19 protein-coding genes are annotated in these 24,802 nt (G+C 63.8%); 11 read left to right on the plus strand and 8 right to left on the minus strand.

The window, feature by feature from the left end; all coding sequences use genetic code 11:
- Positions 1-2: 2 nt before the first annotated feature.
- Together ABWK72_RS19725 and ABWK72_RS19730 are read left to right on the plus strand one after the other, a co-directional pair.
- A complete protein-coding gene (locus ABWK72_RS19725; RefSeq protein ID WP_367871291.1) occupies positions 3-1,049 on the plus strand; it encodes a hypothetical protein in 1,047 nt (348 codons plus the stop codon).
- Positions 1,046-4,048, plus strand: coding sequence for an FAD-dependent oxidoreductase (locus tag ABWK72_RS19730; RefSeq protein ID WP_367871292.1), 3,003 nt, complete (start codon positions 1,046-1,048; stop codon positions 4,046-4,048). Before ABWK72_RS19725 ends, ABWK72_RS19730 begins: the two co-directional genes overlap by 4 nt.
- Before the next feature lie 10 nt (positions 4,049-4,058).
- On the opposite strand, the gene ABWK72_RS19735 is transcribed toward ABWK72_RS19730, so the two are convergent.
- From ABWK72_RS19735 to ABWK72_RS19745, 3 genes are all read right to left on the minus strand, one after another.
- Positions 4,059-4,646 carry a L,D-transpeptidase gene (locus ABWK72_RS19735; protein WP_367871293.1) on the minus strand — a complete coding sequence of 196 codons (588 nt, stop codon included), beginning with the start codon at positions 4,644-4,646 and terminating at the stop codon, positions 4,059-4,061.
- Positions 4,647-4,788: 142 nt separating this feature from the next.
- Positions 4,789-5,412 (minus strand): YceI family protein, encoded by a 624-nt coding sequence (locus tag ABWK72_RS19740; RefSeq protein WP_367871294.1) that lies wholly within the window; start codon positions 5,410-5,412, stop codon positions 4,789-4,791.
- A gap of 61 nt (positions 5,413-5,473) precedes the next feature.
- A complete protein-coding gene (locus ABWK72_RS19745; RefSeq protein ID WP_367871295.1) occupies positions 5,474-6,190 on the minus strand; it encodes a pirin family protein in 717 nt (238 codons plus the stop codon).
- A 219-nt stretch (positions 6,191-6,409) separates the two neighbouring features.
- On the opposite strand from ABWK72_RS19745, the gene ABWK72_RS19750 reads away from it, so the two are divergent.
- From ABWK72_RS19750 to ABWK72_RS19765, 4 genes are all read left to right on the plus strand, one after another.
- The gene (locus ABWK72_RS19750; protein WP_367871296.1) at positions 6,410-7,342 is read left to right on the plus strand and encodes a LysR family transcriptional regulator; all 933 of its coding nucleotides are present in this window, start codon (positions 6,410-6,412) and stop codon (positions 7,340-7,342) included.
- A gap of 215 nt (positions 7,343-7,557) precedes the next feature.
- Positions 7,558-11,151 carry a hypothetical protein gene (locus ABWK72_RS19755; RefSeq protein ID WP_367871297.1) on the plus strand — a complete coding sequence of 1,198 codons (3,594 nt, stop codon included), beginning with the start codon at positions 7,558-7,560 and terminating at the stop codon, positions 11,149-11,151.
- A gap of 501 nt (positions 11,152-11,652) precedes the next feature.
- Positions 11,653-12,438, plus strand: coding sequence for a hypothetical protein (locus ABWK72_RS19760; protein ID WP_367871298.1), 786 nt, complete (start codon positions 11,653-11,655; stop codon positions 12,436-12,438).
- 59 nt (positions 12,439-12,497) lie between these two features.
- Positions 12,498-12,962, plus strand: coding sequence for an EVE domain-containing protein (locus ABWK72_RS19765; protein WP_367871299.1), 465 nt, complete (start codon positions 12,498-12,500; stop codon positions 12,960-12,962).
- 34 nt (positions 12,963-12,996) lie between these two features.
- Here ABWK72_RS19765 and ABWK72_RS19770 read toward each other — a convergent pair whose 3' ends face one another.
- The 4 genes from ABWK72_RS19770 to ABWK72_RS19785 all read right to left on the minus strand — a co-directional run bounded on the left by ABWK72_RS19770 (position 12,997) and on the right by ABWK72_RS19785 (position 17,013).
- Positions 12,997-13,389: a RidA family protein gene (locus ABWK72_RS19770; protein WP_367871300.1), complete on the minus strand. Its 393-nt coding sequence runs from the start codon at positions 13,387-13,389 to the stop codon at positions 12,997-12,999.
- Between the two features lie 111 nt (positions 13,390-13,500).
- On the minus strand, positions 13,501-14,535 hold the full coding sequence (locus ABWK72_RS19775) for a BON domain-containing protein (protein WP_367871301.1): 1,035 nt from the start codon (positions 14,533-14,535) through the stop codon (positions 13,501-13,503).
- A gap of 414 nt (positions 14,536-14,949) precedes the next feature.
- A complete protein-coding gene (locus ABWK72_RS19780) occupies positions 14,950-15,657 on the minus strand; it encodes a hypothetical protein (RefSeq protein WP_367871302.1) in 708 nt (235 codons plus the stop codon).
- A 12-nt stretch (positions 15,658-15,669) separates the two neighbouring features.
- Positions 15,670-17,013 (minus strand): LptF/LptG family permease, encoded by a 1,344-nt coding sequence (locus tag ABWK72_RS19785; RefSeq protein WP_367871303.1) that lies wholly within the window; start codon positions 17,011-17,013, stop codon positions 15,670-15,672.
- Between the two features lie 101 nt (positions 17,014-17,114).
- On the opposite strand from ABWK72_RS19785, the gene ABWK72_RS19790 reads away from it, so the two are divergent.
- On the plus strand, positions 17,115-19,112 hold the full coding sequence (locus ABWK72_RS19790; RefSeq protein WP_367871304.1) for an ATP-dependent DNA helicase: 1,998 nt from the start codon (positions 17,115-17,117) through the stop codon (positions 19,110-19,112).
- Between the two features lie 96 nt (positions 19,113-19,208).
- Here the strand turns inward: ABWK72_RS19790 and ABWK72_RS19795 are convergent, their stop codons facing one another.
- Positions 19,209-19,919, minus strand: coding sequence for a type I 3-dehydroquinate dehydratase (locus ABWK72_RS19795; RefSeq protein ID WP_367871305.1), 711 nt, complete (start codon positions 19,917-19,919; stop codon positions 19,209-19,211).
- 161 nt (positions 19,920-20,080) lie between these two features.
- On the opposite strand from ABWK72_RS19795, the gene ABWK72_RS19800 reads away from it, so the two are divergent.
- Genes ABWK72_RS19800 through ABWK72_RS19815 form a run of 4 tightly spaced genes read left to right on the plus strand, consistent with a single transcriptional unit; the run spans position 20,081 to position 24,779 of the window.
- Positions 20,081-20,716 (plus strand): Amuc_1102 family pilus-like protein, encoded by a 636-nt coding sequence (locus ABWK72_RS19800; RefSeq protein WP_367871306.1) that lies wholly within the window; start codon positions 20,081-20,083, stop codon positions 20,714-20,716.
- A gap of 53 nt (positions 20,717-20,769) precedes the next feature.
- Entirely contained in the window at positions 20,770-22,656 is a 1,887-nt protein-coding gene (locus ABWK72_RS19805; protein ID WP_367871307.1) for an Amuc_1101 family PilM-like pilus complex protein, read from the plus strand.
- A 31-nt stretch (positions 22,657-22,687) separates the two neighbouring features.
- Complete coding sequence (locus tag ABWK72_RS19810) at positions 22,688-23,698, plus strand: Amuc_1100 family pilus-like protein (RefSeq protein ID WP_367871308.1); 1,011 nt, start codon at positions 22,688-22,690, stop codon at positions 23,696-23,698.
- 19 nt (positions 23,699-23,717) lie between these two features.
- Entirely contained in the window at positions 23,718-24,779 is a 1,062-nt protein-coding gene (locus tag ABWK72_RS19815; protein WP_367871309.1) for an Amuc_1099 family pilus-like system protein, read from the plus strand.
- Positions 24,780-24,802: the final 23 nt, after the last annotated feature.

Raw genomic sequence — 24,802 nt, forward strand, 5'->3', positions numbered from 1 at the left:
CCATGAGAACGCCTACCATTCTCCTGGCGGGATTTGCCTTCGGGGCGTCGCTAGTCTCTGCGGCACCGCTGGCTCAGGACAGCTTTAGCTACCCGGCGGGCGACCTCACGGGCCAAGGCGGTGCCGGCGACGGCTGGATCGCGGCCTGGGACGGAGCGAATCCCGTGATCGTCCGCACCCCGGGCCTGAGCTTTGCCGATGCCTTCGGCAATATCCTCACCACCACCGGCTCGGCCTTGAACACCGCGGATGGCACCGGCACCACCACGATCAGCTCCCGCGAGGTGACCGACCGCGATGCCGAAACCTGGATCTCCGTGCTGATTCAACCGCAGACCACTTCATCCGACTTCATCGGCGTCTCTTTCTATCAGAACGATCTCACCCAAGCCAACGCGCGCTTCGCGATCGAGAATGCGGGCGGGAAGGACCTGCGCCTGACCCGCCGCGTCGTCCCGGTGTTGAATAGCGCCGCTTTCGGCACGACGGTTGGGACCACGGTGCTTGCGGTCCTCCATCTGGTGCCGGACGGCGGCTCCGGCCTAACGCCCGACCGCATCGATGTCTTCTTCAATCCCGCTCTCGATGTCGAACCGGGTGCGCCCCACGCCTCGCTGATGATTGACGGCCTGCAATTCGACCGCGTCCGCGTCGCGGGGGCCGCGGGCAACTCCGTGCTGGTCGATGAAATCCGCATCGGCGCGACCTATGCCGACGTGACGCCCTTTACAGCGCCCACCGATCCGGACAGTGATGCCGACGGTCTCACGAATTCACAGGAAGCGGCACTCGGGCTCGATCCCTTCGTCTCCGATGCCGTCCTCATTGCCGCGGTGAAGGCGAATCCGAAGTTCGTCGGTCTCTACTCCAGCAATCAGATCGTGGACCGTGGCCTGCGTGGTCCTTTCCTCCGGGTCTTCGGGGCGGACTCCATCGACTACTCGGTGGACATCGCCAAGGGTAGCGGCACCGTGATCGAGTCCGTCGGCAATCCTCTTGACTCTCCACCATCCCGCAATTTCCTGCGGCTCTACCTCGATACGCCTTGAACCGCTTCCTTTTCCTCACTGCTGCTTCCCTCGCCACGGCCACTGCGGCCCCCGTTCCTTACGATGTCGTTGTCTATGGTGGCACTTCCGGCGGGGTCGCCGCGGCGGTCCAGGTCGCCCGCTCCGGCAAGAGCGTGGTGCTGATCTCTCCCACCGCCCATCTCGGGGGCTTGACCACGAGCGGGCTCGGGTGGACGGATCTCGGCAAGAGCACGATCCTCGGCGGGATCAGCCGCGAGTTCTACCACCGCGCCTATCTGCACTATCAGCAGGGCGGCGCATGGAATTGGCAGACGCGCGCCAGCTTCGGGAATGCGGGACAGGGCGGCCCGGCTTTCAATGACACGCTCGAGATCGCCTCGGTCTTCGAGCCGAAGGTCGCGGAGGCGGTCTTCAACCAGCTCCTCGCCGAGCAAAGCGTGACCGTCGTCACCGGTCGTCTCGACCTCGCCGCGGGCGTGAGCATGGCCTCTAACAAGATCGACCACGTCCGCCTCGAGGACGGGCGGGAGTTCGGTGGCAAGATGTTCATCGATGCCAGCTACGAGGGCGACCTGCTGCCGGGTGCGGGCGTCAGCTTCACCGTCGGGCGCGAGGCCAATGCCACCTACGGCGAAACCGTCAATGGCATCCAGGCCGCCGCGGCGACCAAGAACCAGCTCCGTGACAACGTCAGTCCCTATGTCATCGCGGGTAACCCCGCCAGCGGCCTGCTGCCCGGCGTGGCCGCGGATGCCGGCGGCACGGATGGCAGCGGCGACGCGCGATTGCAGGCCTACTGTTTCCGCATGGTGCTGACCGACGTGGTCGCGAACCGGGTGATGGTCGCGCAACCGCCCGGCTACAACGAGGCCGACTACGAACTGCTCTTCCGCTCGATCGCCGCGGGCCAGACCGGCGGCTTCTTCAAGCTCGACCTGATGCCGAACCGCAAGACCGACTCGAACAACACCGGCGGCATCTCCACCGATTACATCGGAAAAAACTACGGCCCCGGCTGGGACTGGACCACCCTCAATCACGACCAGCGTCTGGCCCTCGCCAAGCAGCACGAGAATTGGCAGCGCGGCATCCTCTGGACCCTGCAAAATAGCACCCGGGTTCCCGTGGAGATCCGCAACAGCTACGCCAAGTGGGGCCTGCCTGCCGACGAGTTCACCGACAACGGCAACTGGCCCTGGCAGCTCTACGTCCGCGAGGCCCGCCGCATGGTTTCCGATCACGTCATGACCCAGAAGCACTGCACCGGCGAGGTCGTAGTGCCCGATTCGGTGGGTCTCGCCGCTTACTCGATGGACTCCCATCACGTGCAGCGCCACGTGAAAAACGGCATGGTGAAGAACGAGGGCGATATCCAGCTCAGCGTCCCGAATCCCTATCCGATCGCTTATCGCTCGCTCGTCCCGAAGGTGGGGGAATGCACGAATCTTCTCGTGCCTTGGAGCATATCCGCCACGCACATGGCCTTCGGCTCGATCCGGATGGAACCGGTCTTCATGGCACTTGCCCAGTCCTCGGCCATAGCCGCCAGCCTGGCGATCGATCAGGACCTCGCGGTCCAGAGCGTACCCTATGCCCAATTGCGCCCCTTGTTGCTCGCTGCGGGTCAGTCGCTCGGGGAAGCGGTGATCGGCCAGCCGACGTCCGTCGTCGACAACAGCGACACCGCCCTCGTGACCGTCACGGGAGACTGGCTATCGGGCACCTCCACCGCGGGGTTCATCGGCACCGACTACTTGCACGACGACGGCGCCGGCCAAGGCACCAAGCAGGTCGCCTATCGCCTGCCCGCCGGGGTCTCCGGCTACCAAAGGGTCTCCCTGCGCTGGACCTCCCACACCAACCGGGCCTCGAATGCCGCCGTCGAAATCCGCCATCGCCACGGGACTTCGCTGCTGGCCGTGGATCAACGCGCGAATGGCGGAAAGTGGAACCTACTGGGCTTATACGAGTTTACCGGTGCGGCCACGGAAGGCATCGTGATCAGCAACACCTCCGCCAACGGCTACGTCATCGCCGATGCCGTCGGCTTCGCCCCCGTGGACCCCTTCGAGGATTCGGACAACGACGGGATGAGCGACGTGCGGGAGATCACATTGGGCCTCGATCCCTACGTCTCGAACGAATCCTTCATCGCCGCGGTGAAGGAACATCCGGGCTATTTCGATCTCTTTACGGAGGGTGACATCTTCGACCTGAGCCTGAGCAAGCCGGACCTGGCTCCCGGCGGGGCGAATGCCTTCCAGCTCGCTTTCTCGCTGAATGCCGGTCCCGCACCCTTCGAAAGTTTCCAGGTTCCGGTGGTGAAGGATGCGGCACGCAAGTTCTTCCGCATCGGCCTCGACGCTCCGGCCGCTAGCCTGGTCACCGCCTTGGCCGCAGGCTCGCCGCGGAAAGTCGTCGTCTATGGCACGAGCCTGACCGCAGGCGGGGCCTGGGTGAGCCAGATCAATTCCTGGCTCTCCGGGAAATACCCCGGCCTGCTCACCGTGATCAACAGCGGCCTGAGCGGCAAGAATTCGGCGGAGGGCGTGGCCCAGTTGAATGCGAAGGTGCTCGCCCATCATCCCGACACCGTCTTCATCGAGTTCGCGATGAACGATGCCTTCCTCTACAGCGATGGCACGCCGAACCTCTCCGTTCCCCTGGCGCGCGCGAATCTCATCACCATCATCGAGGCGATCCAGGCTCAGAACCCCGCCGCCGAGATCATCCTCCAGACCACGAACACGGTCTGGAATTCACCTTCCGGCAGCAATGCCTCCGCTTCCCTTCGCCCGAATCTCGCGGCCTACTACCAGATGTATCGCGAGGTCGCCGCCGAACGCGGCCTGCTGCTGATCGACCACCACTCGAACTGGGCGGCGCTCCAGCAGGACGATCCCGCGACCTATCAAGCCTACGTGGCGGACGGGGTTCATCCGGACGCCCAAGGCATCGGCAAGATCGTCCTGCCCTTGCTCAAGTGGAAGCTGTCGGGTGGCAGGCCGCTGCCGTGATGACCACCTCTCAGTGCGAGATCACCACCGGCGTTCCGACGTCCACGGCCTCGAAAAGCGTCGGCGCGAGTTCCTTCGGCAGGCGGATGCACCCGTGCGAGGCGGCTTCCCCCGGTTGGGGAATCACCCCTGCATGCAGGCCGATCCCGCCGCCGGTGATCCGCATCCAATAGGGCATCGGCGCGGGCACGTATTTTTCGCCCGGCGGCACCTTGGTACTCGGTTTGGCATCGCCGTTGGTCACATTGCCATATTCGTCCTCGATCCAGCCGTAGCGGTTCGAATATTTATCCACGATCTTTTCGGTGATCCGATAGTTACCGGAAGGCGTGCCGTGTCCCTCCTTGCCGGTCGCCACATAGGACCAGCCGATATTCCGCCCGCCCCGCGTGTAGGTCGCGCGCTGCTCGTTCAGGTCGATGTTCACCTTGAGCTTCCCCGGTCCGTAGTCGTCATGCCACTCGTACATCACATGCTCCGCCCGCTGCGCAGGCCGGAGCGGCTTGTTGATGATATTGACGGGTCCGCACGAGGCCAGGGCGAGGCAAGTGCCAGCGGCCGAGATGCGGAATGGAAGGGAGAATTGAGGTAACACCATGGAGACGTGGGACTCGGGACACCTTGTTGTTAGCATGGATCGCGCCGTAGGCAAAGCCCTTCGGTAGTCCAAAATATCCGGGCACGAAAAAAGGCGGCCGGGATTTCCACCCCGGCCGCCCTTGGGAATGATCCCGCCGTGCTCAAGCACCCGGCTTGGCTTCCAGATCGAGGCGGATCACCACCTCGTCACGGATCAGGTCGTCCGCCTTGCCGGTGTAGACGATCCCGAAGTCCTTCCGCTTGATGTCGAAGGTCGCCTTGATCTTCACCTTGTCGCCGTCCTTGCTGACCTCGGCCGGGAAGCTGATGTTCTTCTTCACCCCGTGCAGCGTGAAGTTCCCCGAGACCGTGTAGGAGGTCTCGGAATTCGCCTTCAACTCGATCGTGTCGAAGGTGGTCTGCGGGAACTTCTCCACGTCGAAGAAATCCGGGGACTTCAGGTGCGTGGTCAGCTTCTCCGCATCGGCGAAGGTCGAGGCCATGTCGATGGTGACCTTGTGGTCGTTGCCGACCGGCTTGCCGTCCTTGACGGTGAAGTAGCCGGTGAAGGTCTTGAAGCCGCCGTCGTGCTTGCCGGTCACCTTGGAGCCGGTGAATTCGATCTTCGATTCCGGGGTGAAGGTGTATTTCGTGCCGCCGCCGGTCTCGACCTTTTTGTCGACGGCATCCTTCACGGTGGCGTTCTCGGTCTTGTCCGCGGGGTTCTCGCAGGAGGCGAAGGCAAGGGCCGCCAGTGCGGCGGGGAGAGCAAGGTACTGTTTCATGGTAGTGTCTTTAGGTTGAAAACTTCAGTTTGTGACTTGGAACTTCTAACTTGGAACTTGATCATGCGAGGTCAAACAGAAGCGCTTCCACTTCCGTCTCGTCCGCCTTCAGCGTGAATTCACCCGCGCGCTCGCTGGAGACCGCATCCCCGGCGGATATTCCCGCGCCGTTGAATTCCGCGCTTCCCCGGATGACGTGCAGCCACAGCCCGCGGCCCGGGGCCAGGGTGTGGGCGCTGCTTTCGCCGGGCTGGAGTTTCAGGCGCCAGATATCGGCATTCTGGGAAATGGTGGCGGAACCGTCGCGACCGTCGTTCGAGATCACCAGCACCTTGGCGGCATTTTCCTGCTCCGGCGTGTGGGTCCACTCCGTGTAGCGCGGCTTCAGGCCCCGCTTGTCCGGGGTGATCCAGATCTGGAGCAGGTGGGCCTTCTCCGTGGAAGACGGGTTGAATTCCGAGTGGGTCACACCGGAGCCGGCGCTCATCACCTGGATCTGGCCGGGCGAGATCACCCGCGAATTTCCCATGCTGTCCTGGTGGGCCAGCTGGCCTTCCAGCAGATAGGAGAAGATCTCCATGTCCCGGTGCGGGTGCATGGGGAAGCCGCCCCCCGGGGCGACCACGTCGTCATTGATCACCCGCAGCGAGCGGAAGCCCATGTGCGCGGGATCATAGTAGTCGGCGAAGGAGAAAGTGAAGCGGCTGTCGAGCCAGCCATGGTCCACATGCCCGCGCTCGCCGGAGCGGCGGATGGTCAGGTCGGTGTTCGTTTTCACGTCCCCATCCTGCCACGATTCGGCCCCTTGCCTAATGCCGTGTCGACAGGCTCAGCATGCCGCACCGTCATCGCTGAAGAAATCATCAATCACCAATCTTCCAATCATCAAGCGAAGTGTCTGGAAGACGGGAATGAACCTCCCGGATAACCCATCGGGCCCCTCTCCGGATCGAATCTCTCTTCAAAACACGCCGATTGATGATTGGAAGATTGGTGATTGGAGATTTCTGCCCTACTGACCGTCGCCATGGAGTTACGGCAGTTGCAGTTGTTTCTCGCGGCGGCGGAGGAGGGTAGCATCACCGCGGCCGCCAAGCGCATGCACCTGACCCAGCCCGCGCTCAGCCGCCAGATCAAGTCGCTGGAGGAAGAACTCGGCGTCGAACTCTTCACCCGCGGTGCCCATTCCGTCAGCCTCACCCCCGCCGGCAGTGTCCTGCTGGACGAGGGCCGCAAGCTCCTCGACCGCGCCGAGCGGGTGGTCAAGCAGGTCCGCGCCACCGCCGATGGCGAGCCGCTGCGCATCGGCTACGCGCCCTCGCTCGCCGGCCCGCTGCTCGGCCTTGCCCTGGAGCGCTTCTCGCAGATCCATCCCCGCGTCCGCGTCCAATTGTCCGACTGCTCCAGTGCCGAGATGCGTGACGGGCTGACCCAGGGGAAGCTCGATGTCGTCGTCACCGTCCCATGGGAGGGCGATGCCCAAGGCGTCCGCTGGACCACCATCCGCCGCCACCGCATGCGCCTGGCGGTGCCGGAGAACCATCCCCTCGCCAGCCAGAAAAAGGTCACCCTCGCCAGCCTCGATGGCCAGAAGCTCCTGCTCTACGCGCGCGCCGATTACCCGGAATATTGGCAAAGCATCACCCGCCTCTTCCGCGAGCACGGCTTGCAGGCGAAGATCGCGGGGGAATTCGACGGCGTCACCAGCCTCGGTGCCGCCTTGGCCGCGGGCCTCGGCGTGGCCTTCGTCGCCGCGGGCACCCGCTTCGACCGGGTGGTGATCCTGCCCATCGACCCCGAGCCCGAACCGGTCTGCGTCGCCGCGGGGATCTCCCTCTCCGGAACCCTGTCCCCGGTGGTCGAAGTTTTCATCGCTGAACTGGCCGGAGTGGCCGCGGAGGAAGAAAAGGCGGGCAAGGGCCGCGTGTAACCCGCCTCGCCCCCGCGGCGGAAGACAACCGTTAGGCACGGCGGGTGCTCCGTTTTCCGTGTGCGCCACAGGCAAGATCTGTCGCTTTGGGAACAATTTCCCACTCGCAGATTCAAAGAACACGATGTAATTACCTTTCCGTGACTGGACCTCATCAGCCAGTGAAGTCTCGCCGTGGACCCGACAAGGGATTCGCGCTCGTAGCCTGCATTCTGATGATGGTGCTCCTGACCCTTTTGGTTTTGGGCATAACCAGTCTCTCCTCCATCGAGTTACGCAAGGCTTCGCGGGACCAATACGCGGCCGCTGCCCGGGCGAATGCCCGCATGGCGTTGATCACCGCGATCGGCCAATTGCAGAAGAACGCCGGCCCGGACCAGCGGGTCACGGGAACTTCCGCCCTGCTGGGCGACGCCACCCCGCAGCAACACTGGACCGCGGCCTGGCGCGCCACCCAGGAGGACGGCACGCCCTATCTGGTCCGGGACGATCTCAACGGCGGCCTGCGGGATACCCGCTTGGCGAGCGGCGTATCGGTGGCCGACCAAGTCTCCGAGTGGTTGGTGAGCGGTCGCAAGAAGCCTACGGACAGCGACTTGGAAAAACCCGTGACGATGGTCGCGGAAGGCACCACCGGAGACGCGACCCGGAAAGCCGTCGAAGTGCCCAAAGTGCCCGTGGCTCCCGATGCCAACAGCATTGCCGGCCACTATGCTTGGTGGACCGGCGATCTCGGTGTCCGTGCCAACATTTCGACCAGCGATCCCCGCGCCGATATCAATGCGAACGTCGATTCCCCGGGCGACGGCGGGCTTTACCGCGTCCTCGCCTCGCAAGCTCCCGATCTCGCGGTCATCGCGGAAGGCTCGGCGCTTGAGAAGGGGGAGGAGGATCGCCTCGCCAGCAGCCAGACCGCAGGCTTTACCCGGCTCGGTGCGGAATGGGTCAAGGACCACGCCTTCGATTACACCGTCCAGTCCGCCGGGGTGCTCTCGGATGTCGCCGGGGGCGGCCTCAAGCGCGACCTGACCGCCTATCTCGCCAGCAACGGACAGGTCGCTTCGGACTCTGGAACCGGGGAACTCTCCGATGGCGATTCCTTGGTCGGGATCGAGGCGGACCAGCACAAAAGCGTCGTCTCCCCGCGCCATAACTTGGCCGGCCCGCGCTTCGGCCTGCTGCGGGACTGGGCCAATACCTCGGTGCTTCTCAAAAATCCCGATGTCAGCACCAAATTGCCGGACCTCGATTCGAGTTCAGCTGGCACCAGCCGTAATCTGGCCTTGTCCAACGAATCGGCGGTGAAGCTCGCCGACAACCGGCGTTCGGCCCTGCAACCGGTCTTGGTGGAGGCCGTGAACTACCAGCAATGGGCCACCTACGTCGACAAGACCATCCCCTACACGAATCAGGACGCTCCGATCAAGGTCTTCCAGCTCCGGACCTTCATGTATCCGCGGGTCACCTTCTGGAATCCGTACAACGTCGAGCTACGGGCCGACCGCATGATCGTGGTGATCCAAGGCAACGGGCGCCAGGAGATGTGGACGCGCAATGTCAACGTCAACAAGGTGAAGTCGCCCCTTTACTTCTCCGAGCAGGTTTCCTGGCTGAGTTTCGAAGGCGGGCGCAGCATGGATTTCGCCAACCTCACGAGCGGTGCCGGCTACAACGATCCCTACATGGGCTCCTACTATTTCGTAGTGCCGGCCACGACCTTCAAGCCCGGCGAGTCCCTCGTCTTCTCGCCCGCAGGATGCAAAGAGTATGACGGACGCAGCGTCTACCGGCCCGGCCCTTATAATCTCAATACCAACGAACTGACCTGTGCGGTTCCGCCGGACCCGGCCCGCAGCTTTTACGTCTCCGGAGCTGATCTGGATAGCACCGGTCTGGGCGGCATGGCTTACCAGCCGGTGCAATTCTGGTTCGCACCCGGGTCCGCGGGCTTTGGCAACGTCCCCAATCAAGCGGACGATACGCGGGTGATCGTCAAGAGCGTGGCCAATGCCAACCAGACGATCACCTTCGAGGACTTCGACGCCTTGCCGCAGGTCTGTGTGCTTTCCGCCTCCCTCCAATTCGGAGCCGGCCGGGAGCCCCGCATCGCCTGGGGCGACAGCATCAAGATGCCGATGCAACTGGTGGCGCGCGATGATCCGAAACCGAACATCATTCCGAACGTCCGCACCCGGGAGGGCATCCGCCTGCGTTGGTTCAGGGAGCATCCTTCGAATGTCGGGGGCTCGGGCAAACTCTCCCAGACCAGCCACTTCGAAGACGCCCTGCTCGCCAATTGGAACCCGCGCGCATCGTATATCATGCGTTCGCCATGGGACAATCTGGGAGGCACCCTGCCGACCAGCGGCAGCGCTTCCCAGTCCGCCAGCGGTCCGTGGTTCTTCGGTGCCTACACCCGCGATCTCTACGACCAGGCCGTCAGTTGGCAGGAGCAGGTGCCGGTGCTCCGCGATAGCCGCTACCACGGGAATCCCTTCGGCCCTCCGCAGGAAGGCATGTCGCGTATGGTCGTTTTCGATCTCGCGCATGCGGAGACGGGTGTGCTCTCGCTGGCCCAGTTCCAGCATGCCAAGATCTCCGAACTGATCTGGCACCCGTCCTTCGCGATCGGGAATTCCCTGGCCGATCCCCGCCTCGGGCTCGGCAATGACAAGGGCCTCAACCGCACCGCCGCGGTCGGCAATCCCGGTGCCTCCGCCGCCATGGGTGGCTTCCAGGAGGTCGAACTCGGTTGGTCCAACGATGTCCAGCGCGCCAAGACCAAGAACATCTGGGCCACCACCGCACGCGCCATGCTGGGTGATGTGCCGGCGACGGACAATCTGGTTTACGACCTCTCCTACGAGGTCAACCGGACCTTGTGGGACCGCTACTTCCTGTCCACCGGCTCCGCCACGGAAAAGTCGGACTTTGCCAAGGATCCGGAAGCGGCACCGCTGCCGAATGCCCGCATGCGCCTAGCCCCCTCGACCCGCACTGGAGTTACTGGCGACTCCCTCGGCGACTTCCAGCGCGCGGCCTATCACCTCATGGTGGACGGCGCCTTCAACGTCAATTCGACCAGCGTGGACGCATGGAAGGCCCTGCTCGCCTCCAGCCGTCGCGCCGGCTTCTCACCTTCCGGCGGCGTGCCTTTCCCTGGCATCCTGAATGCCCCCGGCGGCGAATGGAACGGCGGTGCCACGGACGGTGACTCGGCTTGGGCCGGCTTCCGCTCGCTCACCGAGGAGCAGATCGACTCGCTGGCCCGCGCGATCGTCGTCGAGGTGAAGCTCCGTGGGCCCTTTGTCTCCCTGGCGGACTTCGTGAACCGGCGTCTGGCCGAGGACAGCACCGGGCGCATGGGCCCGCTCCAAGCGGCCATCGAGCGCGCGGGGCTCAATCAGAAGTTCATCGACGAGTACCCCTTGGACAACACCAAGTCCCTGCCTGACTACAGCCACCCCGATAACATCCGGGACGCGACTGCCCTCGAGCAGACGCTCAAGCCGGCCTCGAAGGCATGGGGCGCGCCCGGCTACCTGACTCAGGCCGATGTCCTGCAGGTGATCGGTCCCGCGCTCAGCGCCCGCTCGGATAGCTTCGTGATCCGCGCTTACGGGGATGCCGTTGATGCGGACGGCGAGATCGTGGCGCGGGCCTGGTGCGAAGCCGTGGTGCAGCGCACCCCCGAACCGCTGAGCCCGGATGAAGGCGGCATCAATTGCACCGATGCCGGTCGGCCGGGCGACTTCGGCCGCCGCTTCCTGATGACCGCCTTCCGCTGGCTCGCCCCGGAGGAGATCTAAGCCGGGAGCGCGGACTTCAGTCCAAGGCCTTTAAGGATTTGTCTTCCGCGGCTTCGCTGCCGTGGACTGCGCGCAGCTTGCTGCCGCTGTCCCGATGCAGCCTGCTGCGAGGGGCGCTGCAAAGGGAACCAACCCCCACAGCCCGCCCCCAAGGGTAAGTAGTCCCGCCTTCAGGCGGACTCACCGGTAGGTGTCTTCCGCGGCTTCGCTGCCGTGGACTGCGCGCAGCCTGCTGCCGCTGTCCCGATGCAGCCTGCTGCGAGGGGCGCTGCAAAGGCGAAACACTGGGTGTGGCGAGCCGCGGACGGAGCGGGGTAGGGGAACTCTCCCGTGCTCCACGGCAGCAGGCTGCCTGCCGACAGCGGCAGCTGGCTGCGCGCACTCCACGGTCGCTACGCGACTTCCGTTCCGGACATCTGCCGGTGAATCCCTACAGGCAGTCCGCTTCGCTGGAAACCTCCCCGCCTTGTCCTTTCCCTCCTTCCATGCCAGCTTTCCCGCATGCCGATCCTCGCGCGATTGCTCATGGCCGCTTGGTCCCTGCTGGCCCTGCCGCTCTACGCGCAGACCGAGCCTGAAAAGGAGTCCAAGACCGACAAGGGCCGCCATGTGCGCTTCCTGCCCGTCGGCGATATCCCGCCATTCCGCCAGGAGATCCGGGACGGCATCGCCTACGAACTTCCGCCCTCGCCCGGAAGCGTTCCGCCGGCGAAGGTGATCCTGGGCGTGAACGATGACAGCCGGCAGGAAGCCGACCTGCAATTGGGCCAGATCACTGAACCCCTGAAGGTCCCCGCAGGTGCCGGCCCCCTCACTGTCCGCCGGAAGGGGGAAAAGGAGGATAGCGTGCCTTGGCTCAAATTAGACCGCCCGGAAGAGGGCGATTTCCTCGTCGTGCTGTGGCGGGATCCCGTCGAGCGAACTTGGAACGCCACCCGCTCCGTGGTCATTGCGGAAGATCCCGAGTCGGCCCCTGCCGGCACGGCCCGCTTCATCAATCTTTCCCCCGTCACGGTGGGCGTCGTCTTCGGCGGCGAAAATCTCGCCTTGCTCGCCGGAAAATCCTTCCGCCGCAAGCTGCCGCTGGGAGTGGACACCCCCTTTCAGGTCGGTGCCGCCGATCCCAAGGGCGGTATCAAGCGCTACTACTCCGGGTCCTTCTTCCAGAACCCCAACGAGCGCTCGCTCGCGATCATCTACAAGGCCGACGGCGTCGATCCCCGCCTACCCCTCAAGACCTTCGTCATGCGCGAATCCGTGTCCCCTCCGCCACCGAAGCCGAGGTAGGATCAGAGCTTCTCCTCCCTCGCTTGCCACTCCCGCCGGACCCGCTAGCCTCACTGGCCATGCGCTACTGGCTGATCAAATCGGAGCCCGACGTTTTCTCCATCGACCATCTCCGCAAGGCCAAGCGCGAGCCTTGGAGCGGGGTCCGCAACTATCAGGCGCGGAACTCGATGCGGGATGACATGAGCCCCGGCGACCTCGCGCTCTTCTACCACTCCAGCACCAATCCGCCCGGCGTGGCGGGGATCGCGAAAGTGGCAGGGGAACCTTATCCCGATCCGACCCAGTTCGATCCGAAATCGGAGTATCACGATCCGACCTCGCCGAAGGACAATCCCCGCTGGATCCTCGTGGATTTCGAGTTCGTCGCGAAATTCGATGCGGAGATTCCGCTCCAGCAGATGAAGGAAGACCCTGCCCTTGACGGTATGGTGGTCCTCCAAAAGGGCACCCGCCTCTCGATCACCCCGGTCGAGGCGAAGCACTTCAAGCACGTCTGCAAGCTCGCCCGCTGGAAGCCGTGAAGGTGTCTCAGGCGCGCCTTTACCTTGGCGATACTCAGCCGGGGATATGGGCGATAACCTTGATCTCGAAGTCGAATCCCCCCAGCCAGTTGACGCCGATCGCCGTCCAATTCGGATAAGGCGCTTCCGGGAAGACCTCGCTTTTAACGCTCATGATCGTGCCGAACTGATTTTCGGGATCGGTATGAAAGGTCGTCACGTCGACGATATCGTCGAGCCCGCATCCACCCGCTTGCAGGGTCGCCTTGAGATTGGCGAATGCCAGACGGACCTGAGCCTCAAAGTCCGGCTCGGGTGAACCATCGCTGCGACTGCCTACCTGACCGGAGACAAACAGGAGATCACCTGATCTGATTGCTGCGGAATAGTTCTGCGACGTGTAGAGGTCATGCCGACCTGCGGGGAAAACGGCGTTACGCTGGGCCATATGGAATTCTCCTGTTGTGGGTCGCTGCGGCTAAACCGCTACAAGAAAGGCCGGTCGAAGCCGCCGGTTGGCGTGCAGACCCTCTCATGCAGGCAGAGAGCCGAAAAACAATTACCGTTCAACCGCCGCCACCTGACCGGTTTTCCCGGCACTTGCGGTCTCACTACCACCGGTCACTTGGATCTCATTGGCCACCACCGACACCCCGGGCAATCCCCGTGCCGTCGATTCCGCCGCGGCCTTCGCCTCTTGGGTAGGAGCGACGCCGGTGAGCTTCATCACGTTCTTGTCGAGGTCCGCATGAATCTCGGAGTGCTTGAGGCGCGGATCAGCGGAAAAAGCCGCTGCCCATGCCGCCAAGGTCGCCTTCGGTGATGGCACCTTGCCGCTCATTCCCTCCATCGCCAGCTCGCGGCTGATCATCACGTCGTCTGCTTTGACCCCCGTCACTCCGGTGACGTGCGAGCGGCTGACCAATTGATCTTTCTCACCGGTGCTGCCAACTGCGCCGCCCAGGTTCACCACGCCATCCTTCACGATCACGTCGATCTCGATCCCGGCGTAGAGCGGATCATCGGCCACCATGTATTCGATCTGGGCCTTGATCGCGGCGTCCGTCCGGACCGTGTCGAAGGTCACCTCCAAGCGGTTGTCGACTTCCTTGATCCCCGGAATCTCCGTCGCGATTTCCCGCGCCAGTTCCTGTTCATCCCACGAGCCGATCTGCCCGCTCAGCACCGCGCGGCGCTTGTCCACGCTGACCTTCACCCGGGAGGCGTCGAGCGCTGGGCTCTTGACCAAGCGCTGCTGGACCCGATCCGCCAAGATCGCGTCCTTGGCGATCGGATCGACGACCTTGAGGTGGTTCACCACCGCGCGGATGCCGTCCATGGATTTTGCCCGGGCTCCGGCACGTTCGGCTTGTTCCAAGGAAACGGCGCTGCCGCTGAGGGTGGCGATGTCTCCGGCGACGCTCACTTCCACCTTGCTGCCGACCATGCGGCGGTCGCCTTGGATATCCACGGCGATGAAATCTGCGGTTTCCGCTCCTGCTTCAGGACCCGGCGAAGGAGTCGCGGCGGCGGTGTGAATTGCTGCCGCCAAGATCGTCCAGCGAAGGCTGCGGAAGAAAATCGATGTGTTCATGGCTTTGCGGGTTGGAAGCCGGGAAGGGCCCGGCCGTTTCTACGACTACTCTCGCAATGCTTGTGCCACAGAACCCGGCCATTGAGGAATAGGCCTTTAGACCTACCCGGACATCCCGGGTGCCACTTTCAGGTCGCTCCACGCACGCTGCATCGTGCGGGATGCAACATTTCGATGTGTCGCCACGGACGGCTCTTCCGCCGGGGGTGCGGAGCCTCGGGCCCGCAGAAGCTATGGGTGAAGCAGGGCACATCGCGAACTTCGCATGGAAAGCGCCGTCGCTTCTACTGCCAGCCTCCCGCGATCACTTCTCCCCTGGACCATTCTGCGGGCCAGAGGCTCCGCGTCTACGGCGGAAGAGCCGTCCGTGAAGGGCCGCGGCTGTCGGGGCCTCACAGACGTTTGGACCCCGGCCTACACCCGTTCCGAATCGCTCTCCTTGGGAGAAGATTCGTCCGCCGCCTCTTCGACAGCGACATGATCATCCGGGGCATCCTCGGAAACCGCTTCTTCTACTACTTCTGGCGTAGCATCCCCTTCTTCAGGCACCGTTTCCTCCCCGGCAGCCTCTCCTTCCAAAGCCACCGGCTCTTCCTCCGCCAAGCGCCCGCCGCTCTCCAAAAGCATGAATACCTCGTCCTGAACCTTTTCGATCTGATCGAGGGGAATATCCGGATCGCGGACGATGAACACGTCCCCGAGCTTGCGGTGCTCGTAGACCCGGATGATCCCGGAGGGCGTGCGCTGGGTGTCGGTTTCCCGCAGCACTTTCTTGCGCTCCAGCATCACGGCCAGGATGTAGCGGACGTTTTCGGTGTGCTCCTCCTCTTCCTCCACCAGGCGGCGCAGCAGATCCTCCGGGCTTTCCTTCTTGAAGGAATCCGGCTTTTCGGGACCCGCGGCAGGTGCCTGATAGACGGCCTTCCAGAAGGAAAAGGGCTTGTCGTCCTCGGGGGTCCGGGCCTTCCAGGCTTCCAGGCAAAAGTCCAGCCGCACATAGCCGGACGATTCGGCGTCGGGAAACAGCGCGGTCACGATCGTTTCGCCATCTTCGAAGGGCCGCCCGGTAGCGGTGCAGACGCGGGCGCGGGAACGGATGTGCCAGGATTCGGGTAGTGCCATCGTGAATGCAGATCAGGCTCCGGACGGGAGGAACTTCATGAGCGTCTGATAGATCGGACGCCCAGCCAGCCGGCGCTGGAAAAGATAGATGGCCAGGATGCCGAAGAGCAGGTTCGGCAGCCACGCCGCCCAAGCCGGCTTGAGATACCCGGCATCGCCCAGATTCAGGCAGACGCTGGAGACGAAGAGCATGCCGAGGCAGAGGAAGACCGCCATCGCCACGCCGCCGCCGGTGCCGCGGCGCGAGAAGACCACCCCGAGCGGCACCGCCAGCAGGACCACGATCAGGCAGTTGAAAGGTTGGGCCCAGCGGTAGTGCCACTGGGTCATGTGGCCGCCGCGGCTGGCCCAGCTATTGTCCGGATTGGCGGCGAGCCAGTCGTTCAGGTCGGGAATCCCGAGTTGCTCCGCCGGCAGGCCGGGGCGGATGATCTGGGTCGGCACCTCGTCCCAATTGGTGACCAGCAGCGGGTCCGGGATTTTCTCGAAATGCGGGAAGGGCATGTCATCGAAGACCCGCTTGCGGACCTCGCGCAGCGTCCAGTCGTGGGTCATCGGCGACCAAGCGGCAGTCTCGGCGGTGATGATGGTCGCGAGCCGGCCATCCGGATGCTCCTGGATCACCATCACGTTCTGCAGCGGCACACCCTTCTGATAGTCCGGCGGGAAGGAGCCGACCATCCACAGGCGGCGGGCGGGGAAATTGCGGTAGCGGATGTTCGGCTGGGCGACGCCGCCGATGCCCTTCGCCTCGCGCAGGATCACGTTTTCCGCGCCGATCGCGGCAGGAGCCCACTGGTAGTTGAGGCCGGCACAGAGCAGCGCCGCGAGCGCACCGCCCATCAGGAAGGGCATGGTCAGCCGCGCCAGGCCGCGGCCGGTCTGGATCATCGCCACGATTTCCCGCGAGCGCGACAGACGGCCCAGGCAGTAGAGGATCGAGAGCAGCAGGGAATAAGGCAGCAGCATCACCAGGACTTCCGGGAGGCGCACCGAGTAGAGCTTCAGAGCCAGGTGGCCGGGATTGGCCGCCTGCTTGATGTCGTCCAGATTGTCGCCCAGATCCGCGACCAGCCAGACGACGAATAGCCCGCCAAGGCAGATGAAGAAGACCGCGACGAATTGGCGGGTGACGTAGCGGGCCATCGTGTTCCCGCTGGCGTAGAAGAGCCCGCCGAGCGCGGGCAGGAAGCAGAGCGCCACGGCGATCACGGGCCGCAGCGAGTGCGCGCCGGCCTGCACGCCGGGGAAGTCGCTCAGTTGTTCCTCGACAAGGGTCCGCTCCGCGGGGCCGGCCCACAGGGCAAGCAAGGCACCGCCGAGGGCAAGGAGCAGGGGTACGAGGATACGCGTCATGGCGGGCAGACCGCGGGAGCATGCGATGCGCACGGGGTTTGTAAAGATCGCCGGTTTGGTGCTTGGCAGGGGCGGGGCTCCGCGGCGCAAATGCGGGCCGCATGATCGCCGCCTTGGAGGGACAACCGCTGCCCGACCCTTTTGTCGAGGATATCGGTGTGGCCTTCTCACACGCCGGGATTCTGGCCAAGTCGAAGGACTTCGAATTCCGCGCGGAACAGCAGCAACTGGCGGTGGCAGTGGCGGAAGCCCTTTTCACCAAGCGCTGCCTGGTGGCGGAGGCGGGCACCGGGGTCGGGAAATCCCTCGCCTACCTGCTTCCGGCCGCGCGCTTCGCCCTCAAAACCGGGCGCAAGGCGGTCATCTCCACGCACACCATCAACTTGCAGGAGCAGCTGATCCGCAAGGACATCCCGATTGTCCGGAAGCTGCTGGGCGACGACTTGCCGGCGGTGCTACTGAAGGGCCGCGGGAACTACCTCTGCCCGATGCGCCTGCGCCGCGCGCTTGAGCAGGCGGGGGATCTTTTCACCTCCAGCGAGAGCGAGGAACTCGGGAAAATCCGCACTTGGGCGGAAGCCACGCAGGACGGCACCTTGAGCGATCTGGACTTCCAGCCCTCGATGAAGGTCTGGCTGCAGGTCTGCTCGGAAGCCCATCTTTGCACCGCCCGCCACTGCGGGCCGCGCGGCAATTGTTTCTTCCAGGAAGCCCGCAAGGCCGCCGCCGAGGCCAAGCTGGTGGTGGTGAACCACACGTTGTTCTTCGCGCTGATGGAGACCAGCGAGGATCTCGAAAGCGAAAGACCCTCCGGCTTCCTGTTCCCGAACGATTTCGTGATCCTTGATGAGGCGCACACCTTGGAACAGGTCGCGGCGGTCCAGCTCGGCCTGCGGCTGAGCCAGGCGGGCATGCGTTTCGACCTCCAGCGGCTCTACAATCCGCGGACCCGCAAGGGCCTGCTGCGCTCCTTCCGCAAGTCCTCGGCGATGCTGGCGGTGGAGGATGCGATCAAGGCCGCGGATGAGTTTTTCGGCGATCTGGGCCATGCCGCGAACTTCGGCGAATACTCGAAGGAATGGCGCGTGCGGCAGCCCGAGCTGGTCCCGAATACCGCCGCCGATCCGCTGCGCAAGCTCTGGACCGAGATCGATACGCTCGCCCAGGACGTCGATAGCGAGACCACCCGCGCCGAGCTCCAGGACGCCTCCCGCAAGCTGCGCGAGGCTCATGGCGCGATCGCCTGCTTCCTCGATCAGAGCAGCGAGGACAACGTCCACTGGATCGAGCGCTCGGGCCGCGACGAGAGCTTGTTCTCGCTGCATGCCGCGCCGATCCGGGTGGCGGACAAGCTGCGCAATCTGCTCTTCGCGCCGGGCAAGACCTGCGTGATGACCAGCGCCACGCTCGGGGTGGGGGATCCGCAGCTCGGCTGGTTCCGCGGCCGCGTGGGCGCGGAATCCGTGCCCGCGCTGTGCATCGGCAGCCCCTTCGATTTCCAGCGCCAGATGAAGATCCGGATCTGGAAAAACATGCCGGAACCGAGCGCGCCAGCCTACGCGAAGGCGATGGTGGAAGCGATCCGCGCCGCGGTGGAAGCCAGCGAGGGCAAGGCCTTCGTGCTCTTCACCAGCTACCGGACGATGAAGGATGCGGCGGACAAACTGCGCCGCCATTTCGAGGACAAGGGCTGGCGTCTGCTGGTGCAGGGCGATGGCATGCCGCGGCACCGGATGGTCGAGGAATTCCGCCGCGACATCCACAGCGTGCTCTTCGGCACGGACAGCTTCTGGACCGGCGTCGATGTGCCCGGCGAGACCCTCTCGAACGTGGTGGTCACGCGCCTGCCCTTCGCGGTGCCGGACCATCCGCTCACGCAATCGCGCTTGGAAGCCCTGGAGGCGACAGGGGCGAATCCCTTCATGGAATACTCGGTGCCGGAAGCGATCCTGAAGCTCCGCCAAGGTGTCGGCCGCCTGATCCGCACCGCCAAGGACAAGGGCCTGGTGTCGATCCTCGACAACCGCATCCTCACCAAGCGCTATGGCCGCCTCTTCCTGGACGCCCTGCCGGACGCGCCGGTCGAGATCGTGCAGTGAGACCCGTGGCCCCGGACGGCACACGCGTGGTGCCCCGAACGGCACGCCACCCGTAGCCCCGAACGGCACGCAAAGGTTATCCCCTTAAGGTAACCCCTATAAGGAAGTCACAGTAGCAATGGTCTGCTTGAGCAGGGAAGCACTCCATTGGCCGGGAGCGGTCGGGACATTGCCGAGGTAGCCGTAGTTCAGCACGGCACCGTGCTGGGCGCAGAGGAGCCGCGAGACGGGTGCCAGCGGTCCCATCCCCATCAAGGCCAGCGGTAGCGTGGCGGCCTGCTGGAGCTCGGCCAGGCGGGCCACGCCTTGGATGTCGTGGAGGCGCAGGGCGGCCTTGAAGCAGGCGGCACCGGCGGCGGCGGCTTCCGCGGCCAGCTCCGGTATGCGCTCGAAGGAGTCCGCGCGGCCCTCGAAATCGTGCCAGGAGGCGACCCAGGGGATGCCTGCTTCCCGCAGCTTCGCGAGCAGGGGTGCCATCGCAGTGGCGGAGGCCAGCTCGACATCGACCAGCGCGGCTTCCCCGAGCACTTGCTCTAGCAGATCCATGCGCTGTCCCGGGGACAGGTTGCCGGCCCCGCCCTCGTCGCCACGGCGGGCGGTGAAGAGCAGCGGCACGCCCGTCAGATGAGCCCAGGGGCGGGTCCTTGTTAGGATCCCTTCCGCCTCCAACAGATCCAGGCGGATCTCGATCAGGTCACAGGCTTCGCGGACCTGTTGGATGCTTGCCGCGGCAAGGCTTTCCGCATTTCCAAAGCTTCCCACCACCTGCGGAATCCGGGGCTCTGGCATTACGGGCGGGTGGCTCATGGGCCGAGCAGAAACGCCGCTTGGCAGGCCTGTCAACCGCAGCCGTCGATGCACCGCGGTTTCGATGTATATACCTGACGGACTTTTCTATGGAATCACGAGGATTTCTCTGGCCAATACGGGGAAGCATTCCCTAGTTCTCCAAAAACCAAAAGCCCACCATGAAACAACGTTTCGCATCCGTCCGTAGGTCGGCGCTCGCCACCGTCGTCGCTTCCGCAGCCGCCTTTTCCCTTCTTTCGACCGGGGCGATCGCCCAGGAAATCAAAGCCGATGTGGGCAAGCCGGTCTTCGATGACCTTCCGTCCCCCGATGTCAAGACCGGCAAGGACAAGTCTTTCAAGCCGAAGGATTGGCTGGAAGTCGAAGCTAGCATGAAGATCGCTGGCACGCCGGAACAGAAGAAGGTCGGCTACATCAACACGGTCACCGTGAAGTGGTACGTGGGTCTGAGGAATCCGGATGGCAAGGGTGCCATCAAGCTGGTCAAGACCATCAACCACATCAACGTGCCGGTGGATGAGGAAGTCTTCACTTCCGTTTACATTTCGCCTGCGACGATCAAGCGCTTGACCGGCAAGGACAAGGCCAACAAGGGCGCCGTCGAAGCCGTGGGCATCGAGGTCCTGGTCGATGGCGTGAAGGTCGGCCAAGCCGCGGAGAAGGCGAAGGAGCTGTGGTGGAATGCCCCGGCGCTCTCCGACCAGAGCGAGAAGTTCCCGCTGCTCAACAAGACCGAGACGCCCTTCGCGATGCTTTGGTACGATCGCTACGCCGAGATCCAGAAAGAACGCTGATTTCACCCGCCCCAGGATTCGCGTCAAAACCCCGTTTTCTTCCCTAGCCCGTCATGGCTGATAACCAGTCCTCCATCGCATTAAACATCGGCTCCCAGCGGGTCAGCATGGCCGTATTCGAGCCATCCAAATCCGGTAGCAGCCTCGTCCTGAAGGCGTACGACAGCGAGACCGTGCTCGCCGACCCGGCCACGGAGCCCTCGCGTCCGGCGCAGATCTCCTACGCCATCGGCCAGCTAGCGCAGCGTCTCAAGGCGGGCAAAGGCAAGGTCCGCTATGCGGTCTCCGGCCAGTCGGTCTTCACGCGCTTCGTGAAGCTGCCGCCGCTGGGCGATGACGATATCGAGCAGTTGGTCACCTTCGAGGCCCAGCAGCACGTGCCCTTCCCGCTGGAAGAAGTGGCGTGGGACTACGAGATCCTCGAAAGCTCCGGCGAGAAGGAAGTCGTGATCGTGGCGATCAAGGCGGAGTCGCTCGACGAGCTCAACGAGTCGGTCACCTCGACCGGCCTGACCACCGCGGAAGTGGATGTCGCCCCGATGGCGCTCTACAATGCCTTCCGCGCGGCCTACCCGAATGTCACCGAGCCGGTGCTGCTGATCGACATCGGCGCGAAGGCGACGGACCTGCTCTACATCGAGGGCAAGCGCTTCTTCACCCGCAGCGTGAACCGCGGCGGTGTCTCGATCACCTCGGCGATCGCCAAGGAATACGGCGTGCCCTTCGCGGAGGCGGAAGGCCACAAGACCCACGGCGGCCTGGTGGCGCTGGGCGGCGGCCATACCGAACAGCTCGACGAAACCACCGCGGCGCTGGCCTCGACGATTCGCAACGCGCTCGGCCAGCTTCCCGCGGAAATCGCCCGCACCACCAATTACTACCGCAGCCAGCACGGCGGCAATGCGCCGAAGCTGGTGATCCTGGCCGGCGGCGGTGCGAACCTTCCTTACACCAAGGAATTCTTCGAAGAGAAGCTGCACCTGCCGGTCGAATTCTTCAATCCGGTGAGCGCCATTTCGGTCGGCAAGAACGTCGATACGGAAAAGCTCGGCCGCGAGGCGCACCTGATGGGGGAACTCATCGGCCTCGGCCTGCGCAGCATCGGCAAGTCCGCGATCAACATCGACCTGGTGCCGACCAAGGTTCAGGCGGCCCGCACCGCGGAGAAGCAGAAGCCCTTCTTCATCGGAGCCGCCGCGCTGTTCCTGGCCGGTCTGGCCGCATGGGGCGTCCTCGGCACCTTGGCCAAGGCCAATGCCGAGGCGAAGCTGAAGAGCTTGAACGAGCAAAAGGACAAGCTGGCCGCGATCTACAATCCGATCCAAGGCCAGTTCAAGGAGCAGGACAAATTGGTGGCCCTCGCCTCGCAATACACCAAGACCGAGGAGGAACGGACCTTCTGGCTCGGCGCGCTTCAGGAAGTCCAGGCGGCCTTCGCCAGCAACGTGGTCTGGATCACCGATTTCGATCCGCTCTACGGGCACAGCCCGCTCGCGCCGAAGGCGGAGAACAAGCCGCGGTCCGTGGTGAAGGGTGAGTTCTTCAGCCAGAACTACGGCACCTCCGGGCTTGAAGGCATCAAGATCGAGGCGGCCGGTGCCAAAAAGTCAGCGAAACCCGATCCCAATGCGGTCGAGGTCATTCCCGGCGCGAATGCGATCCGGATCAAGGGCTTCTGGCGCAGCAGCGACAATCCCAAGGCCGGCAACGTCGTGTATGACCTGATCAAGCGCCTGCGCGCCAATCCCCAGCACTTCAGCTTCAAGGCGCTGCCCTACGTGGCACCCACGGCCAAGGGGGCACCCAAGGGGGCCGACACGCCGCAGGACATCCCGGACGAGCAACTCGTCCAGACCCTCGACGCCGCACCTGCCGAAGCCGACTTCGCCGGTGCATTTGAACTCATCATCCCGCTTTCCCGCGAGATCCCCGTCCGGTGATCACCCATCTCAACCCTAATACGCCTCGACCATGAGCTGGATCCAGGAAAACCGTTTCGCTGCCGGACTCGGCGGCATCACCGCCCTCGCGGCCATCGGCCTCATCGCCTTTGGTGTCTCCGCCAGCAGGGGCTATGACGATACCTTGCAGGCATACAAAGATTCCACCTCAGAGGTGGACTCAATGACCGGCAGCAAGTTGTATCCCAACGACGACAACCTCTCCGAAAAGGAGAAGGCCGTTAAGGCTTACAAGCAGTCGGTCGGCTCCCTGCAGGACGCCTTCAACCGCTTCAAGGCGCCCACCCCGCCGAACATCGATCCCGGTGATTTCAACACCGCCGTGATCAAGGCCCGCGACGCCGCCTCCAAGGCGATCACGGATGCCAAGGGCGAGATTCCGGCCGACTTCTACATCGGCTTCGAGGATTACAAGGAATCCGCGGTCAAGCGGGAAGCCACCGGCGTGCTGACCTACGAGTTGGATGCCATCAGCAACCTGATGGCGGGGCTCGCGGCCTCCGGTCCGGTGAAGATCCTCAATCTGCACCGTCCGCGGCTGGCGGAAGAAGACGCCAAGGTTTTCGACACCAAGGACAAGATGCTCCGGCCCTTGCCCTTCGAGATCTCCTTCAATTGCAAGGAGGATGCCTTCCGCAAATTCCTGTCCACCCTGGATGACTCCGGGAAGTACTACTATGTGGTCCGCTCGATGCGGGTCGTCAATGAGAAGCCCAAGGCTCCGACGGCGGCAGACGCCGAGTTCAAGACCGAGGAGGTCGCTCCCGCCGGCGGTGCCGGTGCTGCGGATCCCTTCGGCGGTGCCGGTGGCTTCGTCCTGCCGGGCGAGGAACCTGCCGCTCCGGCGACTCCGGCTCCCGCAACTCCTGATGCCGCCCCAGCCGCTGCTCCGGCAGCCGGTGGCGACGGTGTGATCCTCAAGCAAGTCCTCGGCTCGGAGAAGATCAACGTCTTCCTGCGCCTCGATATCGTCCAATTCTTCGAGACGGCGGCCACTGCGGCCAATACGCCCAAGAAGTAACTCCTACCATTTCACGGTCATGTCCAAGTTACCGAAGAACTTTGAAAAAGCCCTGCTGGGTGTCGCCGGCGTTTGCGCGATCGGCTTCATCGCCCTCGGCTTCATGAAATCCAGCGCGGTCGAAACCGAATTCGCGCACAACACCGCCAACAGCGGCAAGGATGATTCCACGATCCCCCAAGCCGAGGCGACCGCCAGGGCGGTGGCCTCGCTGACTACCAATCTGACGATCGACCAAGCTGACGACAACGAGCGCAAGGTCGATACCTTCACCGGGATCGCGCTGTTTGCGGATAAGAACAATCCGAACCAACCGATCGACTTCAAGCGCGGCCGGGTGGTTCACGATCCGATCCCGAACATCTGGTGGCTCGATACCGGCGCGGATCCGACTTATGCGGATTCTCCTGCCCGGGACGACGACTCCGACGGCTTCTCGAACTTGGAAGAATGGAAGGCCCAGACCCTTCCCGTGGATCCCAAGAGCGTGCCGTCGCTGATCAACAAGCTGGCGTATGTGAAAGACGAATCGACCCAGTGGTATGTCGAGTTCGGCTTGGAATCGGAAGGCCAGTGGGCACCCCGCCTGATCGGCCGCTCTCCGGACAAGAAGGGATTCGCCAACCGCGTCAGCGCCGCATCGATGCTCAAGGCCGGAGATACCTTCTTCGTCGACAAGCAGCCCTTCCAAGCCCGCTTCCGCTTCATCGGCATTGCCCCGAAGGAAGTGACCAGCAAGCGCACCAACTTGACGCAGAACGTCAACGTGGCGCAGTTCGAGGACCTCAAGCCCAACAAGAAGGGCATCAAGTATGAGTCCCAGTACGGCCTGCCAGACAACGAGATCGATGCCAACTCCTACTACGACCGCACCGCGGTGCTGGATCTCCAGGCGGTCGGCGAGAAGGGCAAGGAATTCAGGGTTGAGGAAGGAACGACCTTCGCCCTGCCCCCGGGTGCCGCCGAGAAGAAGTACCTGATGAAAGCTGTTACGCTAGAGAGCATCGAGGTGGAGTACACCGACGAAAAGGGAGAGAAGCAAACCAAGTCGATCCCGAAGGGCGGCACCGCTGCCGAGTAAATCAAATTGTTTTTGAAAAAAGC

Source organism: Luteolibacter sp. Populi (assembly GCF_040801775.1).
Lineage (GTDB): Bacteria > Verrucomicrobiota > Verrucomicrobiia > Verrucomicrobiales > Akkermansiaceae > Haloferula.

Coding starts and splice junctions, on each gene's coding strand:
- ABWK72_RS19725 (WP_367871291.1), top strand. CDS start 3: ATGAGAACGCCTACCATTCTCCTGGCGGGATTTGCCTTCGGGGCGTCG.
- ABWK72_RS19735 (WP_367871293.1), bottom strand. CDS start 4,646: ATGGTGTTACCTCAATTCTCCCTTCCATTCCGCATCTCGGCCGCTGGC.
- ABWK72_RS19740 (WP_367871294.1), bottom strand. CDS start 5,412: ATGAAACAGTACCTTGCTCTCCCCGCCGCACTGGCGGCCCTTGCCTTC.
- ABWK72_RS19755 (WP_367871297.1), top strand. CDS start 7,558: ATGATGGTGCTCCTGACCCTTTTGGTTTTGGGCATAACCAGTCTCTCC.
- ABWK72_RS19760 (WP_367871298.1), top strand. CDS start 11,653: ATGCCGATCCTCGCGCGATTGCTCATGGCCGCTTGGTCCCTGCTGGCC.
- ABWK72_RS19765 (WP_367871299.1), top strand. CDS start 12,498: ATGCGCTACTGGCTGATCAAATCGGAGCCCGACGTTTTCTCCATCGAC.
- ABWK72_RS19770 (WP_367871300.1), bottom strand. CDS start 13,389: ATGGCCCAGCGTAACGCCGTTTTCCCCGCAGGTCGGCATGACCTCTAC.
- ABWK72_RS19775 (WP_367871301.1), bottom strand. CDS start 14,535: ATGAACACATCGATTTTCTTCCGCAGCCTTCGCTGGACGATCTTGGCG.
- ABWK72_RS19780 (WP_367871302.1), bottom strand. CDS start 15,657: ATGGCACTACCCGAATCCTGGCACATCCGTTCCCGCGCCCGCGTCTGC.
- ABWK72_RS19785 (WP_367871303.1), bottom strand. CDS start 17,013: ATGACGCGTATCCTCGTACCCCTGCTCCTTGCCCTCGGCGGTGCCTTG.
- ABWK72_RS19790 (WP_367871304.1), top strand. CDS start 17,115: ATGATCGCCGCCTTGGAGGGACAACCGCTGCCCGACCCTTTTGTCGAG.
- ABWK72_RS19795 (WP_367871305.1), bottom strand. CDS start 19,919: ATGAGCCACCCGCCCGTAATGCCAGAGCCCCGGATTCCGCAGGTGGTG.
- ABWK72_RS19800 (WP_367871306.1), top strand. CDS start 20,081: ATGAAACAACGTTTCGCATCCGTCCGTAGGTCGGCGCTCGCCACCGTC.
- ABWK72_RS19805 (WP_367871307.1), top strand. CDS start 20,770: ATGGCTGATAACCAGTCCTCCATCGCATTAAACATCGGCTCCCAGCGG.
- ABWK72_RS19810 (WP_367871308.1), top strand. CDS start 22,688: ATGAGCTGGATCCAGGAAAACCGTTTCGCTGCCGGACTCGGCGGCATC.
- ABWK72_RS19815 (WP_367871309.1), top strand. CDS start 23,718: ATGTCCAAGTTACCGAAGAACTTTGAAAAAGCCCTGCTGGGTGTCGCC.